Source organism: Streptomyces sp. NPDC051909, assembly GCF_040681095.1.
In the GTDB taxonomy this organism is placed as follows: domain Bacteria; phylum Actinomycetota; class Actinomycetes; order Streptomycetales; family Streptomycetaceae; genus Streptomyces.
Genome location: NZ_JBFAYA010000005.1, coordinates 139291 through 159858, shown reverse-complemented (window position 1 = coordinate 159858; position 20568 = coordinate 139291). Strand labels below are relative to the sequence as shown.

16 protein-coding genes are annotated in these 20568 nt (G+C 72.3%); 10 read left to right on the top strand and 6 right to left on the bottom strand.

Annotation, left to right across the window (positions count from 1 at the left end):
• Positions 1-292: 292 nt before the first annotated feature.
• Positions 293-862 (bottom strand): methylated-DNA--[protein]-cysteine S-methyltransferase, encoded by a 570-nt coding sequence (locus AB0M18_RS10200; protein WP_365756383.1) that lies wholly within the window; start codon positions 860-862, stop codon positions 293-295.
• A gap of 156 nt (positions 863-1018) precedes the next feature.
• On the opposite strand from AB0M18_RS10200, the gene AB0M18_RS10195 reads away from it, so the two are divergent.
• The 5 genes from AB0M18_RS10195 to AB0M18_RS10175 all read left to right on the top strand — a co-directional run bounded on the left by AB0M18_RS10195 (position 1019) and on the right by AB0M18_RS10175 (position 8076).
• Positions 1019-1927 carry an MHYT domain-containing protein gene (locus AB0M18_RS10195; RefSeq protein ID WP_365756382.1) on the top strand — a complete coding sequence of 303 codons (909 nt, stop codon included), beginning with the start codon at positions 1019-1021 and terminating at the stop codon, positions 1925-1927.
• A gap of 102 nt (positions 1928-2029) precedes the next feature.
• Complete coding sequence (gene uvrB / locus AB0M18_RS10190) at positions 2030-4174, top strand: excinuclease ABC subunit UvrB (protein WP_365756381.1); 2145 nt, start codon at positions 2030-2032, stop codon at positions 4172-4174.
• 140 nt (positions 4175-4314) lie between these two features.
• Positions 4315-4893 (top strand): TerD family protein, encoded by a 579-nt coding sequence (locus AB0M18_RS10185; protein ID WP_365756380.1) that lies wholly within the window; start codon positions 4315-4317, stop codon positions 4891-4893.
• A 43-nt stretch (positions 4894-4936) separates the two neighbouring features.
• Positions 4937-6880 (top strand): TerD family protein, encoded by a 1944-nt coding sequence (locus AB0M18_RS10180; RefSeq protein ID WP_365756379.1) that lies wholly within the window; start codon positions 4937-4939, stop codon positions 6878-6880.
• Positions 6881-7098: 218 nt separating this feature from the next.
• Complete coding sequence (locus AB0M18_RS10175; RefSeq protein WP_365756378.1) at positions 7099-8076, top strand: TerC family protein; 978 nt, start codon at positions 7099-7101, stop codon at positions 8074-8076.
• 60 nt (positions 8077-8136) lie between these two features.
• Here AB0M18_RS10175 and AB0M18_RS10170 read toward each other — a convergent pair whose 3' ends face one another.
• From AB0M18_RS10170 to AB0M18_RS10160, 3 genes are all read right to left on the bottom strand, one after another.
• Positions 8137-9420 carry an MFS transporter gene (locus AB0M18_RS10170; protein WP_365756579.1) on the bottom strand — a complete coding sequence of 428 codons (1284 nt, stop codon included), beginning with the start codon at positions 9418-9420 and terminating at the stop codon, positions 8137-8139.
• 140 nt (positions 9421-9560) lie between these two features.
• On the bottom strand, positions 9561-10217 hold the full coding sequence (locus AB0M18_RS10165) for an MBL fold metallo-hydrolase (protein WP_365756377.1): 657 nt from the start codon (positions 10215-10217) through the stop codon (positions 9561-9563).
• A gap of 55 nt (positions 10218-10272) precedes the next feature.
• Positions 10273-10974: a maleylpyruvate isomerase family mycothiol-dependent enzyme gene (locus AB0M18_RS10160; protein WP_365756376.1), complete on the bottom strand. Its 702-nt coding sequence runs from the start codon at positions 10972-10974 to the stop codon at positions 10273-10275.
• A gap of 213 nt (positions 10975-11187) precedes the next feature.
• Here AB0M18_RS10160 and uvrA point away from each other — a divergent pair, with 213 nt between their 5' ends.
• Entirely contained in the window at positions 11188-14214 is a 3027-nt protein-coding gene (gene uvrA / locus AB0M18_RS10155) for an excinuclease ABC subunit UvrA (protein ID WP_365756375.1), read from the top strand.
• A 69-nt stretch (positions 14215-14283) separates the two neighbouring features.
• On the opposite strand, the gene AB0M18_RS10150 is transcribed toward uvrA, so the two are convergent.
• Entirely contained in the window at positions 14284-15177 is an 894-nt protein-coding gene (locus tag AB0M18_RS10150; RefSeq protein ID WP_365756374.1) for a carbohydrate kinase, read from the bottom strand.
• A 186-nt stretch (positions 15178-15363) separates the two neighbouring features.
• Between AB0M18_RS10150 and AB0M18_RS10145 the strand changes: the two genes are divergently transcribed.
• The gene (locus tag AB0M18_RS10145) at positions 15364-15789 is read left to right on the top strand and encodes a Rieske (2Fe-2S) protein (RefSeq protein WP_365756373.1); all 426 of its coding nucleotides are present in this window, start codon (positions 15364-15366) and stop codon (positions 15787-15789) included.
• A gap of 24 nt (positions 15790-15813) precedes the next feature.
• On the opposite strand, the gene AB0M18_RS10140 is transcribed toward AB0M18_RS10145, so the two are convergent.
• Positions 15814-16743, bottom strand: a complete 930-nt coding sequence (locus AB0M18_RS10140) for a hypothetical protein (protein ID WP_365756372.1) — start codon at positions 16741-16743, stop codon at positions 15814-15816.
• A gap of 237 nt (positions 16744-16980) precedes the next feature.
• Here AB0M18_RS10140 and AB0M18_RS10135 point away from each other — a divergent pair, with 237 nt between their 5' ends.
• From AB0M18_RS10135 to uvrC, 3 genes are all read left to right on the top strand, one after another.
• On the top strand, positions 16981-17595 hold the full coding sequence (locus AB0M18_RS10135; protein ID WP_365756371.1) for a papain-like cysteine protease family protein: 615 nt from the start codon (positions 16981-16983) through the stop codon (positions 17593-17595).
• Positions 17596-17600: 5 nt separating this feature from the next.
• Positions 17601-18389, top strand: a complete 789-nt coding sequence (locus tag AB0M18_RS10130) for a hypothetical protein (RefSeq protein ID WP_365756370.1) — start codon at positions 17601-17603, stop codon at positions 18387-18389.
• Between the two features lie 117 nt (positions 18390-18506).
• Positions 18507-20501 carry an excinuclease ABC subunit UvrC gene (gene uvrC / locus AB0M18_RS10125; RefSeq protein ID WP_365756369.1) on the top strand — a complete coding sequence of 665 codons (1995 nt, stop codon included), beginning with the start codon at positions 18507-18509 and terminating at the stop codon, positions 20499-20501.
• The last annotated feature ends 67 nt before the right edge of the window (positions 20502-20568 follow it).

The window sequence follows — 20568 nt, the reverse complement described above, 5'->3', positions numbered from 1 at the left end:
CTTTGGTCACTTACGCAGTGTGCCAGCCGTCCCACCGGCTGGGAACGCCCAGGTGGCCGCCGACCGCAGCGGGGCGTGTGCCCCGGGCGGTCATCCGGCCCGCGCCCCGGCTACGGGTGACCGGCCCCGGGGCCCGCCGAGTGCCCACCGGGCGCGCGTCGGCGCCGGCTCATCCGACGCGGCCCGGCCCCGGCTCCAGGCCTTGCGGCGGGCAGCCCGGCCCCGCCCGCCGTCCGCCGCAGGGCCCGCCCGAGCCCCGGAGGGTCCGCCGCCCAGCCGCGAACGCCCCCGCTCAGAACAGCGGCTCCGGCAGCACACCCTCCAGCGCGAGCAGCTTCCGCTTCGTCTCCAGACCGCCGCCGAAGCCCCCGATGCCGCCGTCGCTCTCCACCACCCGGTGGCACGGCACCACCACCGGCAGCGGATTGGCGCCCATCGCCGCACCGACGGCCTGGGCGGCGGCCGGCTGCCCCACCCGGCGGGCCAGCTCCCCGTACCCCACCACCGCCCCGAAGGGGACGGTGTCCGCCAGCTCGCGGAGCACCTGACGATTGAATCCGGTCACCAGCGACCAGTCGAGCTTGACGTCGAAGCTCCGCAGACCCCCGTCGAAATAGGCCGCGAACTGCCGTATTGGCTCGGCCAGCCGGCCCGAGGAGAGCTCCACGAGCTCCCCGCCCAGCGCCCCGGCGAGCCGCTCCAGGGCCCGCTCCCGCACGCGCGCGTCCGCGTGGAACACCACGCTCACGAGCCCCCGCTCCGTCGCGGCGAGCAGCAGGGGCCCGACGGCACTGGGCACCACCGCCCACTCCACCCGTCCCCGCTCCGACCCCGCCGGCGTCCCCGGCCTCTCCTGCTCCATGCCGCCCACCGTACGACCCGCCACCGACAACCGGTCCGGACTTTTCCCGGACCCCATGGCCGGACGAGCTCGGCGGGCGCCATAATCCGATAGCACTACTCAGCGGTACCGACTGTTTTCGGACGACGTTGCACCAGGGGTGGAGGACAGACGCTGATGCAGGGCACGGTCGACGGATTCAGCTACGGACTGGTCACACCGGTGGCGGCCTTCCTCATGGCCTGCCTCGGCGGCGCCCTGGGTCTCCGCTGCACCACCAGGTCGCTGCGCCACCGCGACACCTTCAAGGCCGGCTGGCTCGCCCTCGGCGCCACCTCCATCGGGACCGGCATCTGGACCATGCACTTCATCGCCATGATGGGCTTCTCGGTCCGGCAGGCCCCGATCAGTTACGACCGGCCCATCACCTTCGCCAGCCTCGGCGTCGCCATCCTCATGGTCGGGATCGGCATCTTCATCGTCGGATACCGCGGGGCCACCACGCTGACCCTGGTCACCGGCGGCACCATCACCGGCCTCGGCGTCGCCACCATGCACTACCTGGGCATGGCCGGAATGCGGCTGCACGGGGAGATCGGCTACGACACCCTCACCGTCGCCCTCTCCGTGGTCATCGCCGTCGTAGCCGCCACCGCCGCCCTGTGGGCCGCGGTCTCCGTGCACGGCTTCCTCGCCAGCCTCGGTGCCAGCGTCGTCATGGGGCTCGCGGTCAGCGGGATGCACTACACCGCCATGGCCGCCGTGGACGTGCGGCTGCACGGCACCGCCGCCCCCGGCAGCGGCGACAGCGCCACCTCGCTCCTGCTGCCCATGCTGATCGGGCCGGGCGTCTTCCTGCTGCTCGCCGCCGTCGTCGTCATGTTCGACCCGCTGCTCGTCATGGGCGAGCCCGACTGGCAGCGCCCCAGCGCCCGCGGCGGCTACCCGCGCGGCCTCCCCGGAGTCCCCTCCCCGCGCCGCGCCCCGGCCTACGGCGAGCCCGCGAACTGGTCCTCCGCCCGCCCCGCGGCCCGCTCCGGCCGCCGCACCGCCCACCGCGGCACGTACCGCTCCCAGGACTGGTAGCGGGACCGGCGGGACCGCCGACAGGGCCGGCGGCAGGCCCGCCGGGCCCGTCCGCGGGCCGATGACCCCCCGGCTGTCAGTGCCGGGTCGTACGGTGGTGACATGCGGCCCGTTTCCAAGATCGAACGTACGGTGGCGCCCTTCGAGGTCGTCAGCCCCTATCAGCCCAGCGGCGACCAGCCGGCGGCCATCGCCGACCTCGACCGGCGCATCCGCGCCGGCGAGAAGGACGTCGTGCTGCTCGGCGCCACCGGCACCGGCAAGTCGGCGACCACCGCCTGGATGATCGAGAAGCTTCAGCGCCCCACCCTGGTGATGGCGCCGAACAAGACGCTGGCCGCCCAGCTGGCGAACGAGTTCCGCGAGCTCCTGCCGAACAACGCGGTGGAGTACTTCGTCTCGTACTACGACTACTACCAGCCCGAGGCGTACGTCCCGCAGTCCGACACCTACATCGAGAAGGACTCCTCCATCAACGAGGAGGTCGAGCGGCTGCGCCACTCCGCCACCAACTCGCTGCTCACCCGGCGCGACGTGGTCGTGGTCGCCTCCGTCTCCTGCATCTACGGCCTCGGCACCCCGCAGGAGTACGTGGACCGGATGGTCTCCCTCAAGGTCGGCGACGAGATCGACCGCGACCAGCTGCTGCGCCGCTTCGTCGACATCCAGTACAACCGCAACGACATGGCCTTCGCCCGCGGCACCTTCCGGGTGCGCGGCGACACCATCGAGATCTTCCCGGTGTACGAGGAGCTGGCCGTCCGCATCGAGATGTTCGGCGACGAGATCGAGGCCCTGTCGACCCTGCACCCGCTCACCGGCGAGGTCATCAGCGACGACGAGCAGCTGTACGTCTTCCCCGCCAGCCACTACGTCGCGGGCCCCGAGCGCATGGAGCGCGCGGTCAACGACATCGAGACCGAGCTGGAGCAGCGCCTCAAGGAGCTGGAGAAGCAGGGCAAGCTCCTGGAGGCCCAGCGGCTGCGCATGCGCACCACCTACGACATCGAGATGATGCGCCAGATCGGCTCCTGCTCCGGCATCGAGAACTACTCGATGCACTTCGACGGCCGCGAGCCCGGCTCCCCGCCCAACACCCTCCTCGACTACTTCCCCGAGGACTTCCTGCTCGTCATCGACGAGTCGCACGTCACGGTCCCGCAGATCGGCGCCATGTACGAGGGCGACGCCTCCCGCAAGCGCACCCTCGTCGACCACGGCTTCCGGCTCCCCTCGGCGCTCGACAACCGGCCGCTGAAGTGGGAGGAGTTCCAGGAGCGGATCGGCCAGACCGTCTACCTGTCGGCCACCCCCGGCACCTACGAGCTGTCCCGCTCCGACGGCTTCGTCGAGCAGATCATCCGGCCCACCGGCCTCGTCGACCCCGAGATCGTCGTCAAGCCCACCGAGGGCCAGATCGACGACCTCGTGCACGAGATCCGGCTGCGCGCCGAGCGCGACGAGCGGGTGCTCGTCACCACCCTCACCAAGAAGATGGCCGAGGACCTCACGGACTACTTCCTGGAGCTCGGCATCCAGGTGCGCTATCTGCACAGCGACGTCGACACCCTGCGCCGCATCGAGCTGCTGCGCGAACTGCGCTCCGGCGAGTACGACGTGCTCGTCGGCATCAACCTGCTTCGCGAGGGCCTCGACCTGCCCGAGGTGTCCCTGGTCGCCATCCTCGACGCCGACAAGCAGGGCTTCCTGCGCTCCGGCACCTCGCTCATCCAGACCATCGGCCGCGCCGCCCGAAACGTCTCCGGCCAGGTCCACATGTACGCCGACACCATCACCCCGGCGATGGCGCAGGCCATCGACGAGACCAACCGGCGCCGCGAGAAGCAGGTCGCGTACAACAAGGCCAACGGGATCGACCCGCAGCCGCTCCGCAAGAAGATCAACGACATCGTGGCCACCATCGCCCGCGAGGAGATCGACACCGAGGAACTGCTCGGCACCGGCTACCGCAAGGCCGGGAAGGACGGCAAGGGCGCCAAGTCGCCCGTGCCGTCGCTGGCCGTCCACGCGCCGAAGGCCAAGGCCGGCAAGGCCGCGAAGGCCGGCTCGACCCTGGAGCTCGGCGACCGGCCCGCGGCCGAACTGGCGGGAATCATCGAGGAGATGACCGACCGCATGAAGGCCGCCGCCGCCGAGCTGCAGTTCGAGGTCGCCGCCCGGCTCCGCGACGAGGTGTCCGAACTCAAGAAGGAGCTGCGGCAGATGAAGGAGGCCGGACTCGCCTGACGCCCGCCCGCCGCCACGGCCCGGGACGGACCCGGAGCCGGCCCAGTGTGTTGCAAGACCGACACAAAACCGGGCCGCTCCGGGCACGGTGTCAGTGCCCCTGCGTAGGGTGCTGCTCACACCGATGAGAGGGGCAGCGCGTGACGGTCAACATGACCAAGGGGCAGGCCATCAGCCTGGAGAAGAAGGACGGGGGCAGCCTCACGTCCGTACGGATGGGGCTCGGCTGGCAGGCGGCGCCCCGCCGCGGACTGTTCGGCTCGCGCACCCGCGAGATCGACCTCGACGCCTCCGCGGTCCTCTTCGCCGACAAGCAGCCCGTCGACGTGGTCTTCTTCCGCCACCTGGTCAGCGACGACGGCTCGGTCCGCCACACCGGTGACAACCTGGTGGGCGGCGTGGGCCAGGGCGGCGACGACGAGGCGATCCTGGTGGACCTCCAGCGGGTCCCCGTCCACATCGACCAGATCGTGTTCACGGTGAACTCCTTCACCGGCCAGACCTTCCAGGAGGTGCAGAACGCGTTCTGCCGCCTCGTGGACGAGACCAACGGCCAGGAGCTCGCCCGCTACACGCTCAACGGCGGCGGCCAGTACACCGCCCAGATCATGGCCAAGGTGCACCGCAACGGCTCCGGCTGGCAGATGACCGCCCTGGGCAACCCGGCCAACGGCCGCACCTTCCAGGACCTGATGCCGAGCATCTTCCCGGTCCTGTAACCCGGCGCCGCCGCGCCCACGTTCGTACGGAGAGACGGAGCAGATGACCGCCGAGCTGGTCCGGGGGCAGAACCACCCCCTGCCCCACACCCGCCTGGAGATCCGGGTCTCGGCCGGTCATCCGGTCCTCGCCGCGGCCACCCTGGGCGACGAGGAGGGCCGCGTCGCCGGCCCCGAGGCCCTCGCCCACCCGGGGGCCGCCGAACTGCCCGGCATAGAGGTGTCCCGGCAGGCCGCCGCCCGGCACCGGCTCGCGGTCGACCTGGAGGCGGTGCGCGCCACCGTCCACCGGGTCTCCGTACTGCTCGCCCTGCCGCTCGGCACGGGCGGCCCCACCCGCTTCGGCGCCTCGGCCGCGCCCGTCGTCACCGTCACCGCGCCCGACGGCACCGCCATCGCCGATTACACGATCACCGGGCTCGACCTCGAGTCCGCCGTGGTCGCCCTGGAGCTCTACCGGCGTCAGGGCGCCTGGAAGGTCCGCGCCGTCGGCCAGGGGTACGAGGGCGGGCTCGCCGCCCTCCTCGCCGACCAGGGCCTCGACCGCGCCCCCGAACTCGCCGGCTCCGTCCTGGACGCCGTCGCCCAGGGCCTGGCCCGCGCCGTGCCCGCCCCCGCCCCGCGCGCCGAGGACGCCGCAGGCCGGGTCACCGAGGGCGAGCGCGCCCACCAGGCCGCCCAGACCCAGCCCGTGGTCCCGCCCCAGCCCCCGATCGCACCGCCCCAGCCCCCGGCCGCACCGCCGCCGCCCCCGGCCGCGCCGGGCAGCGGCGGGCCCATCGACTACACCCACCCGCGCCGCCGCCCGGCCGCCGCCGAGGCCTCCGCCCAGGCCCCCGCCCCCGCCGGGTTCCCGACCCCGGTCGCGGGTGACGCCAGCGGCTGGACCATGGACGAGCGGCTCTACAACCAGGTGTGGGGCATGTTCGAGGACCTGGCCCGGGCCACCGCCGCCTACCGCAGCGCCTGCAACTTCGCCGAGTCCCGCCTCGACCAGGAGCTCGACGGGCTCCTGTCCGACCCGCGCAGCCGTATCGGCGGCGCCGGCGACGCCGCCCGGGCCGCGGCCAAGGCCAAGCACGACGAGCTCACCGCCCGCGCCCAGGAGGCCCTGGACCGCGACCTCACCCAGCTCACCGCCGAGTCCGAGGTGGTCGAGCCCGCCCTGCCCGCCGCGTACGCCCGCTGGAGCAGCCCGGTCTGGCAGGCCTACCGGGTGCCCATGGAGGCCCCGACGGCGGTCCGGCTCGGCGACCTCCACCTCCCCGAGCGGACCGGCCTGCGCATCCCGTTCCTGGCCCGCCTCCCGCTCGCCCGCGGGCTCTGGGTGGACTCGGGGCGCGGCCACTCCGAGGCGGCGACGCTGCTCGACGAGGCCGAGCTGCGCCGGCTCGCCCTGGAGAGCGCCGTCGCCCACGCGGTGCGGCTGCTCGCCGTGCACCCCGCGGGCTCCTTCCGGGTCCGCGTGATCGACGCGGCCGGAGCGGGCGCGAACGCCTTCGCCCCGCTCGTCGAGGCGGGCGTGCTCGCCGGCCCGCCGGCCGCCGGAGCGGCCGGGGTCTCGGCCGTCCTGAAGCAGGTCACCGAGCGGGTCGACCTGCTGCAGATGGCGGCGCGCGCCGGGGCCTCCGAGGACCTGCCGCCCGGCCTGGACACGGCCGAGGAACTGCTGATCGTGCACGACTTCCCGCACGGCTTCGACGACCGCTCGGTCAACCAGCTGCGCTACCTGGCCGACGAGGGCCCGGCGGTCGGCACCCATCTGCTGCTCGTCGCCGACCGGGCCGACGCGGCGGCGTACGGGCCGGTGCTCGACCCGCTGTGGCGCTGTCTGACCCGGCTGACCCCGGTACCCGACGACCACCTCGCCGATCCCTGGGTCGGGCACGCCTGGACGTACGAGCCGCCGGTCTTCCCGGCGGGCAGCGCGGTGCTGCGCCAGGTGCTCGCCCAGCTCTCCGACTCCCGACGACAGTGGGGCCCCTGACCTGCGCTTTTGGTCTCGCTTTACCCTTCTCTTTACCAATACTTGGTCTTTCGGGTAGGCTCCCCTCAGCGGAGGGGAGTACTCCCCAAGCGCGGCGCACCCGTCAATACGGACAGGTCGGACACCTGGTCCCGGGACGCCGGCCCGGGCGACCCGGGTGGAAGAGACCTCCGGCAACGACGAGGCCGATCCGTCGGCCGTACGACGCCGGAGGCACAGTGGACGTTTCTGTGACCCTGTGGGTGCTGACCGTTCTCGGTCTGAGCGCCCTGATCGCGATCGACTTCTTCATCGGGCGCAAGCCCCATGACGTGTCCACCAGGGAAGCGGGCATCTGGACGGGCGTCTGGATCGCCCTCGCCGCCCTGTTCGGCCTCGGCCTGTGGGTCTTCGGTGACAGCCGGGCCTCCGGCGAGTTCTTCGCCGGCTTCATCACCGAGAAGTCGCTGAGCGTCGACAACCTCTTCGTCTTCGTCCTGATCATGGCGAAGTTCTCGGTGCCGTCCCACCTCCAGCAGCGCGTGCTGCTCGTGGGCGTGCTGATCGCCCTGGTGCTCCGCGCGGTCTTCATCGCCGCCGGCGCGGCGATCATCGCGAGCTTCTCCTGGGTGTTCTACCTGTTCGGCGCCTTCCTCATCTACACCGCCTGGAAGCTCATCCAGGAGGCCCGCTCCGACGAGGAGGAGGACGAGTTCGAGGAGAACCGCCTCCTCAGGTCGATCGAGAGGAAGTTCGGCGTCGCCGACCGCTACCACGGCACCAAGCTGTTCCTCCGCGACAACGGCAAGCGGGTGCTGACCCCGCTGATGATCGTCATGCTGGCGATCGGCACCACCGACGTGCTGTTCGCCCTCGACTCCATCCCGGCGATCTTCGGCCTCACCCAGGACCCGTACATCGTCTTCACCGCCAACGCCTTCGCCCTGATGGGCCTGCGCCAGCTGTACTTCCTGATCGGCGGCCTGCTGAGGAAGCTGGTCCACCTCGGCTACGGCCTGTCGGTGATCCTCGGCTTCATCGGAGTGAAGCTGGTGCTGCACGCGCTGCACGAGTCGGGCGTCCCCGTCCCGGAGATCTCCATCCCGTTCTCCCTCGCCGTCATCTGCGGCGTGCTGATCGTCACGACGATCACGAGCCTGATCGCGACCAGGAGGGAGACGGAGCGGGCGGCCGAGCGGGAGACGGCCGAGGCCTGAGGCCGCGCCGTCGGTTCGCGCAGCCGGTGACGGCGGTAGGCAGTCGCAAGCGGAAGGCGGCTACGCGGGCGCGCACTCCCTCTCCGCCGCCTCCGGGGCGGGCAGCGTCTCCGGCAGCAGCGCGAAGCAGCCCAGACTCACCAGCGCCACCACGGTCAGATAGGCCGCCACGCCCCACGGCGGGCCCTCGCCGCCGTCGGAGAAGGCCGTCGCCACGATCGGGGTCAGCGCGCCGCCGAGGACGCCCGCCAGGTTGTACCCGACGGCCGCGCCGGTGCAGCGGACCCGGGGCTCGTACAGCTCCGGGAGGTACGCGGCGACCACGGCGAACATCGTGATGAAGGCGAGCAGCGAGCCGAGGAAGCCGAGGAACATCAGCAGCGGGCGCGCGGTGTGCAGCAGCGCGATCATCGGGAACATCCAGAGGGCCGAGGCCGCGCAGCCCGCCAGGCACAGGGTCCGGCGTCCGTAGCGGTCGCCGAGCAGTGCGAAGACCGGGGTCGTCGCCCCCTTGATCGCCACCGCCGCCATCACACAGGTCAGCATGACGGTGCTGGGCACACCGAGCCGCTCGGTGCCGTACGCCAGGGCCCAGGTGGACACCGTGTAGAAGACGGCGTAGCCGACCGCGAGCGCGCCCGCCGTGAGCAGCACCAGCCGCCAGTGGTCCCGGGCGACCTCCCGCAGCGGCGCGCTCGCCTGCCCGCCCTCGGCGGCCAGCGCCTCGAACTGCGGCGTCTCCGCGAGCGAGGAGCGCAGCGCGAGACCGGCGGCGGCGAGCAGCCCCGCCGCCCAGAACGGCACCCGCCAGCCCCAGGAGCGGAAGTCGGCGTCCCCGAGCCCGGCGGTCAGCACCAGCATCACCCCGTTGGCGAGCAGGAATCCGACGGCCGGCCCGATCTGTGGGAAGCTCGCCCACAGCGCCCGCCGCCCCGCCGGGGCGTGCTCGGCGGTCAGGAGCACCGCCCCGCCCCACTCGCCGCCCAGACCGAGGCCCTGGAGGAAGCGCAGGACGAGCAGCAGGACCGGCGCGGCGACGCCGATGCCGTCGTACGTGGGGACGCAGCCGACCGCAACCGTGGCGCAGCCGGTGAGCAGCAGCGAGGCGAACAGGACCGGGCGCCGTCCGTAGCGGTCGCCGACATGCCCGAAGACGACCGAGCCGAGCGGCCGGGAGAGGAAGCCGACCGCGAAGGTGCCGAAGGCGGCGAGGGTGCCGGCGACGGGGGAGAAGGTCGGGAAGAAGAGCGGTCCGAGGACGAGCGCGGCGGCCGTCCCGTAGACGAAGAAGTCGAAGAACTCGATGGCGGTGCCGACGAGCGAGGCGGCGGCGAGCCGTCCCATCGAGGGCGCGGGGCGGGCCGTGGGCGGCGACGGAGCGTGACTGGACTGCATGTCGCGCCAACTACCCGGCCGCCGTCCGGGTTACGGGGGCGCGTGGGAGCCCCCGGTGTCACCAGGGGCGCCTCGGTCGTGTCCTGGGACTACCAGCCGCGCTCGCGCCACTCGGCGAGGTGGGGGCGCTCGTCACCGAGGGTGGTGTCCTTGCCGTGGCCCGGGTAGACCCAGGTCTCGTCGGGGAGCCGGTCGAAGAGCTTGGTCTCCACGTCGTGGAGCAGGCTCGCGAAGGCCTCGGGGTCCTTCCACGTGTTGCCGACGCCGCCGGGGAAGAGGCAGTCGCCGGTGAAGACGTGCGGGTGCCCGTGCGGGTCGTCGTAGACCAGGGCGATCGAGCCGGGGGTGTGGCCGATCAGCCGGCGGGCGGTCAGCTCGACCCGGCCCACCCGGATCGTGTCGCCGTCCTCCACGAGCTCGTCGGTCCCGACGGGGATGCCCTCCGCGTCGTACGCACCGGCGTACGTACGGGCGCCGGTGGCCGCGACGACCTCGGCGAGCGCCTGCCAGTGGTCGCCGTGCCGGTGGGTGGTGACGACGGCGCTGATGCCGTCGTCACCGATCAGCGTGAGCAGGGTGCCGGCCTCGTTGGCCGCGTCGATCAGCAGCTGCTCGCCGGTGGCCCGGCAGCGCAGCAGATACGCGTTGTTGTCCATCGGACCGACCGCGACCTTCGAGATCATCAGATCGGTCAGCTCGTGCACGTCGGCGGGCCCGCCGACCTTCACCGCTCCGCTGTACGTCATGTGATCAGCCTAGTCCCGGTCACCGGCGCGCGGGCCGGTGACCGGGGCAACTCGGCTAGAGCGCCGGGAGGTCGGGGAGGGCCGGGCCCGAGAGGACGGCGAGGTGGGCGCCCTTGTCGCCGCGGCCGGCCAGCCAGCCGAGGAGCTCGGCGGCGGTGCCCGCGAGGACGACGGGCTCGCCCTCGGTGCCGCCGGTGAGCCAGGAGGGGGTGTCCTCGTCGTGGCCGAGGCGCAGGGTGACCGGCGGGACGTCCGGGCGGCCGCTCCAGCGGTCGGCGAGGAAGCCGATCTCGCGGGAGACGAACTCCTCCGGCAGGTCCTCCAGCTCGTAGCCCGCGCCCAGGTCGACGTGGTGCAGGGCCACCTCCACCCAGCGGCGGAAGGGGATCCGGGAGGCGCTGTCGGTGACGCCGTTGCGCAGCTCGACGGTGCGGTCCCAGTCGGCGGGCTCCTCGCAGACCGCCGAGAAGCGGTCGGCGGTGGCGCGCAGGTCGGCGAGCTGGACGTCCAGCGGGCGGGCGGAGCCGCCCTCGATGTCGGCGTCGCGGGTCTCCGCGTCCTTGTACATCGGCAGACCCTGGAGAACGTTCACGAGGGCGTCGGCGTTACGGGAGAGGTGGGCCAGGACATGGCCGCGGGTCCAGCCCGGAAGCCGTGACGGCTGGGCGAGCGCCGCGTTGTCCCAGGAGGAGACCGCGTCGATGAGCCGGTCGGTCGCCTCGCGCACGGAGGCGAGGTCACGCACATGGTCGATCATGGCGCCGACCCTAGGGGGTTCCGGGCCGGTCCGGCCAGGCCTCCAGGGCCACGACCTGGGACGACGCCCCGGCGCCGCCACTCGTTCGGGTGAAGTGGTCGGCGAACGTCCGGAAATCGAATGTGCGTGCTATAGGCTCGGTGGAAGCATCCGGCATCCTTGGTTGTTGGGTGTTCAGGCACATCCGCTCTCTGAAGAAAGGTGCGGACCGGCGTGGCCGACCGTCTCATCGTCCGTGGCGCTCGCGAGCACAACCTCAAGAACGTCTCGCTCGACCTCCCGCGTGACTCCCTCATCGTCTTCACCGGGCTCTCCGGGTCGGGCAAGTCCTCCCTCGCGTTCGACACGATCTTCGCCGAGGGGCAGCGCCGGTACGTCGAGTCGCTCTCCTCCTACGCCCGGCAGTTCCTCGGCCAGATGGACAAGCCGGACGTCGACTTCATCGAGGGCCTGTCGCCGGCCGTCTCCATCGACCAGAAGTCGACCTCGCGCAACCCGCGCTCCACGGTCGGCACGATCACCGAGGTCTACGACTACCTCCGGCTGCTCTTCGCCCGCATCGGCAAGCCGCACTGTCCCGAGTGCCGCCGCCCGATCTCCCGCCAGTCGCCGCAGGCCATCGTCGACAAGGTCCTGGAGCTGCCCGAGGGCAGCCGCTTCCAGGTGCTCTCGCCGCTGGTACGCGAGCGCAAGGGCGAGTTCGTCGACCTCTTCGCCGACCTCCAGACCAAGGGCTACAGCCGCGCCCGGGTCGACGGGCAGACGATCCAGCTCAGCGAGCCGCCGACGCTCAAGAAGCAGGAGAAGCACACCATCGAGGTGGTCGTCGACCGCCTCACCGTGAAGGACAGCGCCAAGCGCCGTCTCACCGACTCCGTCGAGACCGCCCTCGGGCTCTCCGGCGGCATGGTCGTGCTCGACTTCGTCGACCTCGCCGAGGACGACCCCGAGCGCGAGCGGATGTACTCGGAGCACCTCTACTGCCCGTACGACGACCTGTCCTTCGAGGAGCTGGAGCCGCGTTCCTTCTCCTTCAACTCGCCCTTCGGCGCCTGCCCGGACTGCACCGGCATCGGCACCCGCATGGAGGTCGACCCCGAGCTGGTCGTCCCCGACGAGGAGAAGTCGCTCGACGAGGGCGCCATCCACCCCTGGTCGCACGGCCACACCAAGGAGTACTTCGGCCGGCTGATCGGCGGCCTCTCCCAGGCCCTCGGCTTCCGCACCGACATCCCGTACGCGGGCCTGCCGCAGCGCGCCAAGAAGGCGCTGATGTACGGCCACAAGACCCAGGTCGAGGTCCGCTACCGCAACCGGTACGGTCGCGAGCGCTCCTACACCACGCCCGCCTTCGAGGGCGCCGTCTCCTTCGTGAAGCGGCGGCACAGCGAGGCCGAGAGCGACTCCAGCCGCGAGCGCTTCGAGGGCTACATGCGCGAGGTGCCGTGCCCCACCTGTGAGGGCACCCGCCTCAAGCCGATCGTGCTCGCGGTCACGGTGATGGAGAAGTCCATCGCCGAGGTCTCGGCGATGTCGATCAGCGACTGCGCCGAGTTCCTGGGCCGGCTCACGCTGAACGCGCGGGACAAGAAGATCGCCGAGCGGGTCCTCAAGGAGGTCAACGAGCGGCTGCGCTTCCTGGTCGACGTAGGCCTCGACTACCTCTCGCTCAACCGCGCGGCCGGCACCCTGTCCGGCGGCGAGGCCCAGCGCATCCGGCTCGCCACCCAGATCGGCTCCGGCCTGGTCGGCGTGCTGTACGTGCTGGACGAGCCGTCCATCGGCCTGCACCAGCGCGACAACCACCGGCTCATCGAGACCCTGGTCCGGCTCCGCGACATGGGCAACACGCTGATCGTCGTCGAGCACGACGAGGACACCATCAAGGTGGCCGACTGGGTCGTCGACATCGGCCCCGGCGCCGGTGAGCACGGCGGCAAGGTGGTCCACTCCGGATCCCTGAAGGAGCTGCTCGCCAACGAGGAGTCGATGACCGGGCAGTATCTGTCCGGCCGCCGGGCGATCGTCACGCCGGAGATCCGCCGCCCCGTGGACCCCTCGCGCCGCCTCACCGTGCACGGCGCCCGGGAGAACAACCTGCGGGACATCGACGTCTCCTTCCCGCTGGGCGTCCTCACCGCCGTCACCGGCGTCTCCGGCTCCGGCAAGTCGACCCTGGTCAACGACATCCTCTACACCCACCTGGCGCGCGAGCTGAACGGCGCCAAGTCGGTGCCCGGACGGCACACGCGCGTGGACGGCGACGACCTCGTCGACAAGGTCGTGCACGTCGACCAGTCGCCCATCGGCCGCACCCCGCGGTCCAACCCGGCGACCTACACCGGTGTCTTCGACCACATCCGCAAGCTCTTCGCGGAGACCATGGAGGCGAAGGTGCGCGGCTATCTGCCCGGCCGCTTCTCCTTCAACGTCAAGGGCGGCCGCTGCGAGAACTGCTCCGGCGACGGCACCATCAAGATCGAGATGAACTTCCTCCCGGACGTCTACGTCCCGTGCGAGGTCTGCCACGGCGCCCGCTACAACCGGGAGACCCTGGAGGTCCACTACAAGGGCAAGTCCATCTCCGAGGTCCTCGACCTGCCCATCGAGGAGGCCCTGGACTTCTTCGAGGCCGTCCCGACCATCTCCCGCCATCTGCGCACCCTCACCGAGGTCGGCCTCGGCTATGTGCGCCTCGGCCAGTCCGCGCCGACCCTCTCCGGCGGCGAGGCCCAGCGCGTCAAGCTCGCCTCCGAGCTCCAGAAGCGCTCCACGGGCCGCACGGTCTACGTCCTGGACGAGCCGACCACCGGCCTCCACTTCGAGGACATCTCGAAGCTGATCAAGGTGCTCTCCGGCCTGGTCGACAAGGGCAACTCGGTGGTCGTCATCGAGCACAACCTGGACGTCATCAAGACCGCGGACTGGATCATCGACATGGGCCCCGAGGGCGGCAGCGGCGGCGGACTCGTCGTCGCCGAGGGCACCCCCGAGGAGGTCGCCTCGGTGCCGGCCAGCCACACCGGCAAGTTCCTGCGGGAGATCCTCTCCGCCGACCGGATCAGCGACGCCACGGCGGCCACCGTCCCGGCCGCGCGCGGCGCGAAGAAGGCCCCGGCGAAGAAGACGGCCGTGAAGAAGACGGCGGCCGCCGCCAAGACCGCCGCGGCGAAGCAGGCTGCGCCGGCGAAGAAGACCGCCGCCAAGAAGACGGCCACCGGCCGGGCCCGCAAGGCCTGACGGGCGCCGACACCGGCCCGAGGGGGCGCCCGCCGAGACGTGGGCGCCCCCCTCAGCCGCCTCAGCCCCTCAGCCGTCGATGAGCTCGTGGGCGTACGGCGGCTCCGCGCCCGCCCGGGTACAGGTGACCGCCGCCGCCCGCGCGGCGAACGTGAGCAGCTCGTGCCAGTCCGTCCGGTCGAGCGCGTCCGGCATGCGACCCGCCAGGCCGTGCAGCAGAGCCGCGTTCACCGTGTCGCCCGCGCCGATCGTGTCCACCACCGGCACCCGCACGCCCGGTACCGACACCTCGTACTCCCGGGTGAACACCGTCAGGCCGTCGCCGCCCCGGGTCAGCACCACGGCCGCCGGCCCGGCAGTCGCCCACTCGGCGGGGGAGCCGCCCAGCCAGGCCGTGTCCTCCTCCGAGACCTTCAGCAGGGAGACGTCCGGCAGCCAGCCCGCGAAGCGCTTACGGTAGGCGTCCGCGTCCGGGATCAGCCCCGGCCGGACGTTCGGGTCGAGCAGCGTGAGCAGGCCCTCCCGCGCCGAGCGCCGCAGCAGCGCCTCGTACGCGCTCGCGCCCGGCTCCAGGGCCAGGGAGCAGGTCCCGAAGGCCACCGCCCGCACCCCCTCCGGCAGCCGCTCGGGGAGTTCGAAGAGCCGGTCGGCCGTGCCCTCCACGTAGAAGCCGTAGCGCGCCGAGCCGTCCGGCCCCACGGCGGCCACCGCGAGCGTGGTCGGCTCGGGACCCCGCTGGACGAGCCCCGTCGCCACCCCCGCCGCGACAAGGCGCTCCACCAGCGCCTCGCCGAAGACGTCCGTCGACACCCGCGAGCAGAAGGCCACGTCCGCGCCGAGCCGCCCCAGGGCCACGGCGGTGTTGTACGGGCCGCCGCCCGGCCGGGGCAGCAGCGGGGCCAAGGGGCCCGGCGCCCCGTCGGGGACCAGGTCGATCAGGGACTCACCGGCGACGACGATCACGCACCGGAACGTAACCCATCACCGGCGCGGGCCGACAGCCACGGCCCCGCCGATCCGCCCGACGACCCGCGGGCCGCGGTCTGCCCGCCGACCCGCCCGTCGGCCCCTGCGTACGCGCCGGTATCGTCGGTTCGGTCCCTTCTGGGACCGCCTGTCCCGTCCCCGATCCGACTCCGTGGAGCGCTCATGTCCGGCCAGTCCACCCGCCGCACCGTCCTCAAAGGCGCCGCCCTCGCCGGGGCCGCCGGGCTGGGTGTCGCCGCCTGCTCCACCGACTCCAAGGTCGGCCACGCCCAGGACCCGACCCCCACCGCCCCGGTCGCCCTCGGCGCGCCCGACGAGATCCCCGTCGGCGGCGCCAAGCTCTACCGCGAGCAGCGGCTCCTGGTGCACTGCCCGGCCAAGGGCGAGTACAAGGCGTTCAGCGCCCAGTGCACCCACGCCGGCTGCGTCCTGGACAAGATCGAGGACAACGAGGGCAACTGCCCCTGCCACGGCAGCCGCTTCGACGTGACCACCGGCAAGGCCGTCCAGGGCCCGGCGACCGTGCCGCTCCCCGAGGTCCCGGTCCGCGTCGAGAACGGCAAGCTGATCGCCGGCCCGAAGGCGTAGCCGGAGCGGACTCCGGCCCGCCCGTCAGGACCAGTCCCACTCGATCCCGAGGATCCCCGGGCGCACCCCCTGCTCCACCACGTGCACCGCGCGGTTCCGGCCGCTCAGGGTCAGCTCGGCCCGGCCGCCGCGCGGCGCGCCCGTCGAGGCCTGCGCGAACCGCCGGCAGCGCACCGGCAGGGCCGTCTCGTCGAAGCGGACCTGGAGCACGTACTGCCCGCCGGCGAAGCCGAAGCCCCGCACGTACTCCCGGCTCGGCCCGCCGGTGCCGTCCTCGAAGCCGTACGAGAAGAGATACGTGTCCCCGGCCCGCAGCCGGGTGTCGAAGAGCAGCTCGGCCACGCACACCCCGGTCTCCGCGTGCCGCCGCACCCGGCCCGTGCGGCAGTTCTCCGTCGCCCGCACCTCCACCCGGGACGGGTCGCAGCCCGGATCGCCCCGGTGGATCGCGAGATAGCGGTCGACGCCGTCCCGGTGCGCCCGCACCACCTGCTGCGAGTCGCGGCCGAGCAGCTCGCGCCCCGCGCCGATCCGCACCCGCTCCTGGTGGCCCACCGTGTGCAGCCCGCCGTCCGCCGGGCACTCCAGCTCCGCGAGCAGCTGCTCCACCACCCCGGAGGCCTCGAGCAGCGAGCGGTACGAGCGGGCCGCCGGGCGCTCGACCTCGGCGCGTCCTGAGGCGTCCTCGCGGAGCAGCCGGAGCAGCGAGTCGCCGGGCAGCTGGAGCACCTCCTCAAGTGCCCGCACCGCCTTCAGCGACTCCGGCCGCTGCGGCCGCCGGGCCCCCTGCTGCCAGTAACTCAGCGAGGTCACACCGACCTTGACGCCCCGGTGGGCCAGATGGTGCTGCACCCGCTGGAGCGACAGCCCGCGCACCGCGAGCGCCGTGCGCAGCGCCAGGTGGAACGGCCCGGTGTGCAGCAGCTGCACCAGATCGGCCTCGGTGTGGCCCACGAGGACTCCTCAGTGAACGTTCACGGCAGGGGGCGGCGGAGCGCGCGCCGCCGGGGCGGGCGGGCAGGTGGGCAGGGGACGGCCGTTCACATCCGGGTCACACCGTTCACGGCCCGCCGTCACCCCGCATTGAAGCGTGTTGACCCGATCCGGACAACGTCCGATGCTCCAGGCAGCGTCCGGACGCGCTCCTCTCCCCCCACCCACTCCCCACATCCCCACCCCGGGAGGAACGCGATGCGCAGCAGAAAGGCCCTGGCGGTGCTTGTCGCAGCCGCCGCCCTGTTCCTCGTCCCCGCCACGCCGGCGTCCGCCGCGCCGATCGGCGTGTCGGACGGCGAGGACGTCCTCGTGGAGGACGTCTCCACCTACGCGTCCAAGCGCCTGAACATCACCATGCAGGCCCAGCAGAAGACCAACTGGTGCTGGGCGGCCGGCGGCAACACCATCGCCACCTGGTTCGGCCGCACCTACTCGCAGAACCAGTTCTGCAACGCCGCCTTCGGGCGGCAGCAGGGCTACGACTGCCCCAACTGGCAGGCCACGCTGGCCGACGTCCAGGACGGACTGAGCTGGGCGGGCATCAACCCCGGCTCGTACGTGAACGGCTGGCTGCGCTACTCGACCGTGCAGACCGAGATCAACGCGAACCGGCCGGTCGAGACCCGCATCCAGTGGGCGAGCGGCGGCGGTCACATGCACGTCCTCTACGGCTACGACGACGCCGACGGCTGGGTGTACTGGGGCGACCCGTGGCCGTCGAGCGACCGCTACAACTGGGCCTCGCACGCCTGGTACGTGAACAACGGCTCCTTCTCCTGGACCCACTCGCTCTACCGGATCGGGGCGTGACGGCGATGACGAACGCACGGATACGGGCGGTGCTCGGTGCGGCGGTCCTGACGATCGGGCTCGGCGCGGTCCCGGCGGAGGCCGTCGTGGCCCCGGCGACCGCGACGACCCCGGACCAGGCGGCGGCCGCGCCGGGGACGCTCGACACGGTGGCGCGCTTCTTCGCGCGGGACGCCGCCGAGGGAGCCGGCTCTCCTGCGCGGTCCGCCGCCAAACCCCGGATCGAGGGCGCGTCCGTCCCTGTCCGGATCCTGTCGCCCGACTTCGTCGCCGGGAAGCCGGGGGCGCCGGTGGCCCGGGTCGAGTTCCACGCGAGCACGGCGGTCGCCGCCGACGGCCGGACCGCCTCCCTGTGGACCGTGCGCACGGCCGGCGGCGACTGGCAGGTGGTGAACATCGCCACCGGCGACGACGAACGCCGCTACGACGCGGCGGGCCGGCGCGCGCTCCCCGGCGGGACGGTGTTCCGCGAGCCGCAGATCGACGCCTGGTACGTCCAGAAGGGCACGAAGGTGCTGCCCCTGGACGAGGACGCGGTCCGGGCGGTCGGCCGGAACGGCACGACCCTCGCCGCGTACCGCGCCCGCGTCACCCGGGCGTACGGCGACAAGCTCCCGGGCTCGGTCTACGCGAGGAAGGGGGCGGCGGGCGGCTACGACGCGTCGTCCCCGGCCCCGGCCCACGACGACCCCGCCGTGACCCTCGCCTCCACGGCGGCGGGCGCGGGCGCACTGCTCGCCCTGGCGCTGACAGCGACCAGGGCGATCCGCCGCCGTGCGTCCCGCAGGACCTGAGGCTCCCGTCCCGCCCCGGGACGTATGCCCACGGCGGGAACGGCGAGGACCCGCGTCACCCTCCGCCAACCAGCGCGCACGGTCTGAGTGTCGGTCCCCGCCAGTAGGGTGGGAACCATGGCCGACCCCTCCAGCTACCGCCCCAAGCCGGGACAGATCCCCGACTCGCCCGGGGTCTACAAATTCCGTGACGAGCACCGTCGGGTGATCTACGTCGGCAAGGCGAAGTCCCTGCGTCAGCGGCTGGCGAACTACTTCCAGCCGCTGACGAGCCTGCACCCGCGCACGGCGACGATGGTGACCACGGCCGCGTCCGTGGAGTGGACCGTGGTGTCCACCGAGGTCGAGGCGCTGCAGCTGGAGTACTCCTGGATCAAGGAGTTCGACCCCCGGTTCAACGTGAAGTACCGGGACGACAAGAGCTACCCGTATCTCGCGGTGACGCTGAACGAGGAGTTCCCCCGCGTCCAGGTCATGCGCGGCCACAAGAAGAAGGGCGTGCGCTATTTCGGGCCGTACGCGCACGCGTGGGCCATCCGAGAGACCGTCGACCTGATGCTGCGGGTGTTTCCCGTACGGACGTGCTCCGCCGGCGTCTTCCGCAACGCCGCCTCCGCCGGGCGGCCCTGCCTGCTCGGCTACATCGGCAAGTGCTCGGCGCCCTGCGTCGGCCGGGTCACCCCGGTCGAGCACCGCGAACTGGCCGAGGAGTTCTGCGACTTCATGGCCGGCCGCACCGGCACGTACCTGCGCCGCCTGGAGAAGCGGATGATGCTCGCGGCGGAGGACATGGAGTACGAGAAGGCCGCCCGGCTGCGCGACGACATAGGGGCGCTGCGCAAGGCCATGGAGAAGAACGCGGTGGTGCTCGCCGACGCCACCGACGCCGACCTGATCGCCCTCGCCGAGGACGAGCTGGAGGCGGCCGTGCAGATCTTCCACGTGCGCGGCGGCCGGGTGCGCGGCCAGCGCGGGTGGGTCACCGACAAGGTCGAGGCCGTCGACACCGCCGGCCTCGTGGAGCACGCCCTCCAGCAGCTGTACGGCGAGGAGAGCGGCGACGCGGTGCCCAAGGAGGTCCTGGTCCCGGCACTGCCGGAGGACGCCGAGGCGGTCACCGCCTGGCTCTCCGGGCGCCGCGGCTCCCTGGTGTCCCTGCGCGTCCCGCAGCGCGGCGACAAGAAGGACCTGATGGAGACGGTCGCGCGGAACGCGCAGCAGGCCCTCGTACTGCACAAGACCAAGCGGGCCAGCGACCTGACCACCCGCTCCCGGGCCCTGGAGGAGATCGCCGAGGCCCTGGACCTGGACTCGGCGCCGCTGCGCATCGAGTGCTTCGACATCTCGCACCTCCAGGGCGAGGACGTGGTGGCCTCCATGGTGGTCTTCGAGGACGGCCTGCCCCGCAAGAGCGAGTACCGCCGCTTCCAGATCAAGGGTCGTGTCGGAGACACGCAAATCTGGCACGGCGAGGGTCAGGACGACGTCCGGTCCATGCACGAGGTGATCAGCCGCCGCTTCAGGCGTTACCTCCTGGAGAAGGAGAAGACGGGGGAATGGGTCGACGGCGAGGCCTCTGACGAGGACGGACGGCCCAAGCGCTTCGCGTACCCGCCGCAGCTCGTCGTCGTCGACGGCGGGCAGCCGCAGGTCGCCGCCGCCCGCCGGGCCCTGGACGAGCTCGGCATCGACGACATCGCCGTCTGCGGCCTCGCCAAGCGCCTGGAGGAGGTCTGGCTGCCCGACGACGACGACCCGGTGGTGCTGCCCCGCACCAGCGAGGGCCTGTACCTCCTCCAGCGGGTGCGTGACACGGCTCACGACTTCGCCATCCGCTACCAGCGGTCCAAGCGGAACAAGCGCATCCGTACCAGCCCCCTGGACGCGATCCCCGGTCTCGGCGACACCCGGAAACAAGCCCTCATCAAGCATTTCGGCTCGGTCAAACGGCTCCGGCAGGCGACAATCGAGCAGATCTGCGAGGTCCCCGGCATGGGCCGCAAGACGGCCGAGGCCGTGGCGGTGGCCCTCGCGCAGGCGGCCCCGGCCGCGCCCGCCGTGAACACGGCCACAGGAGAGATCATGGAAGACGACGGGGGCACCACCGCATGACCGAGCACGAACGACACGAGCAGCACGAACACGAGCAGCACGAACACGAGCAGCACGAGTACGAAGA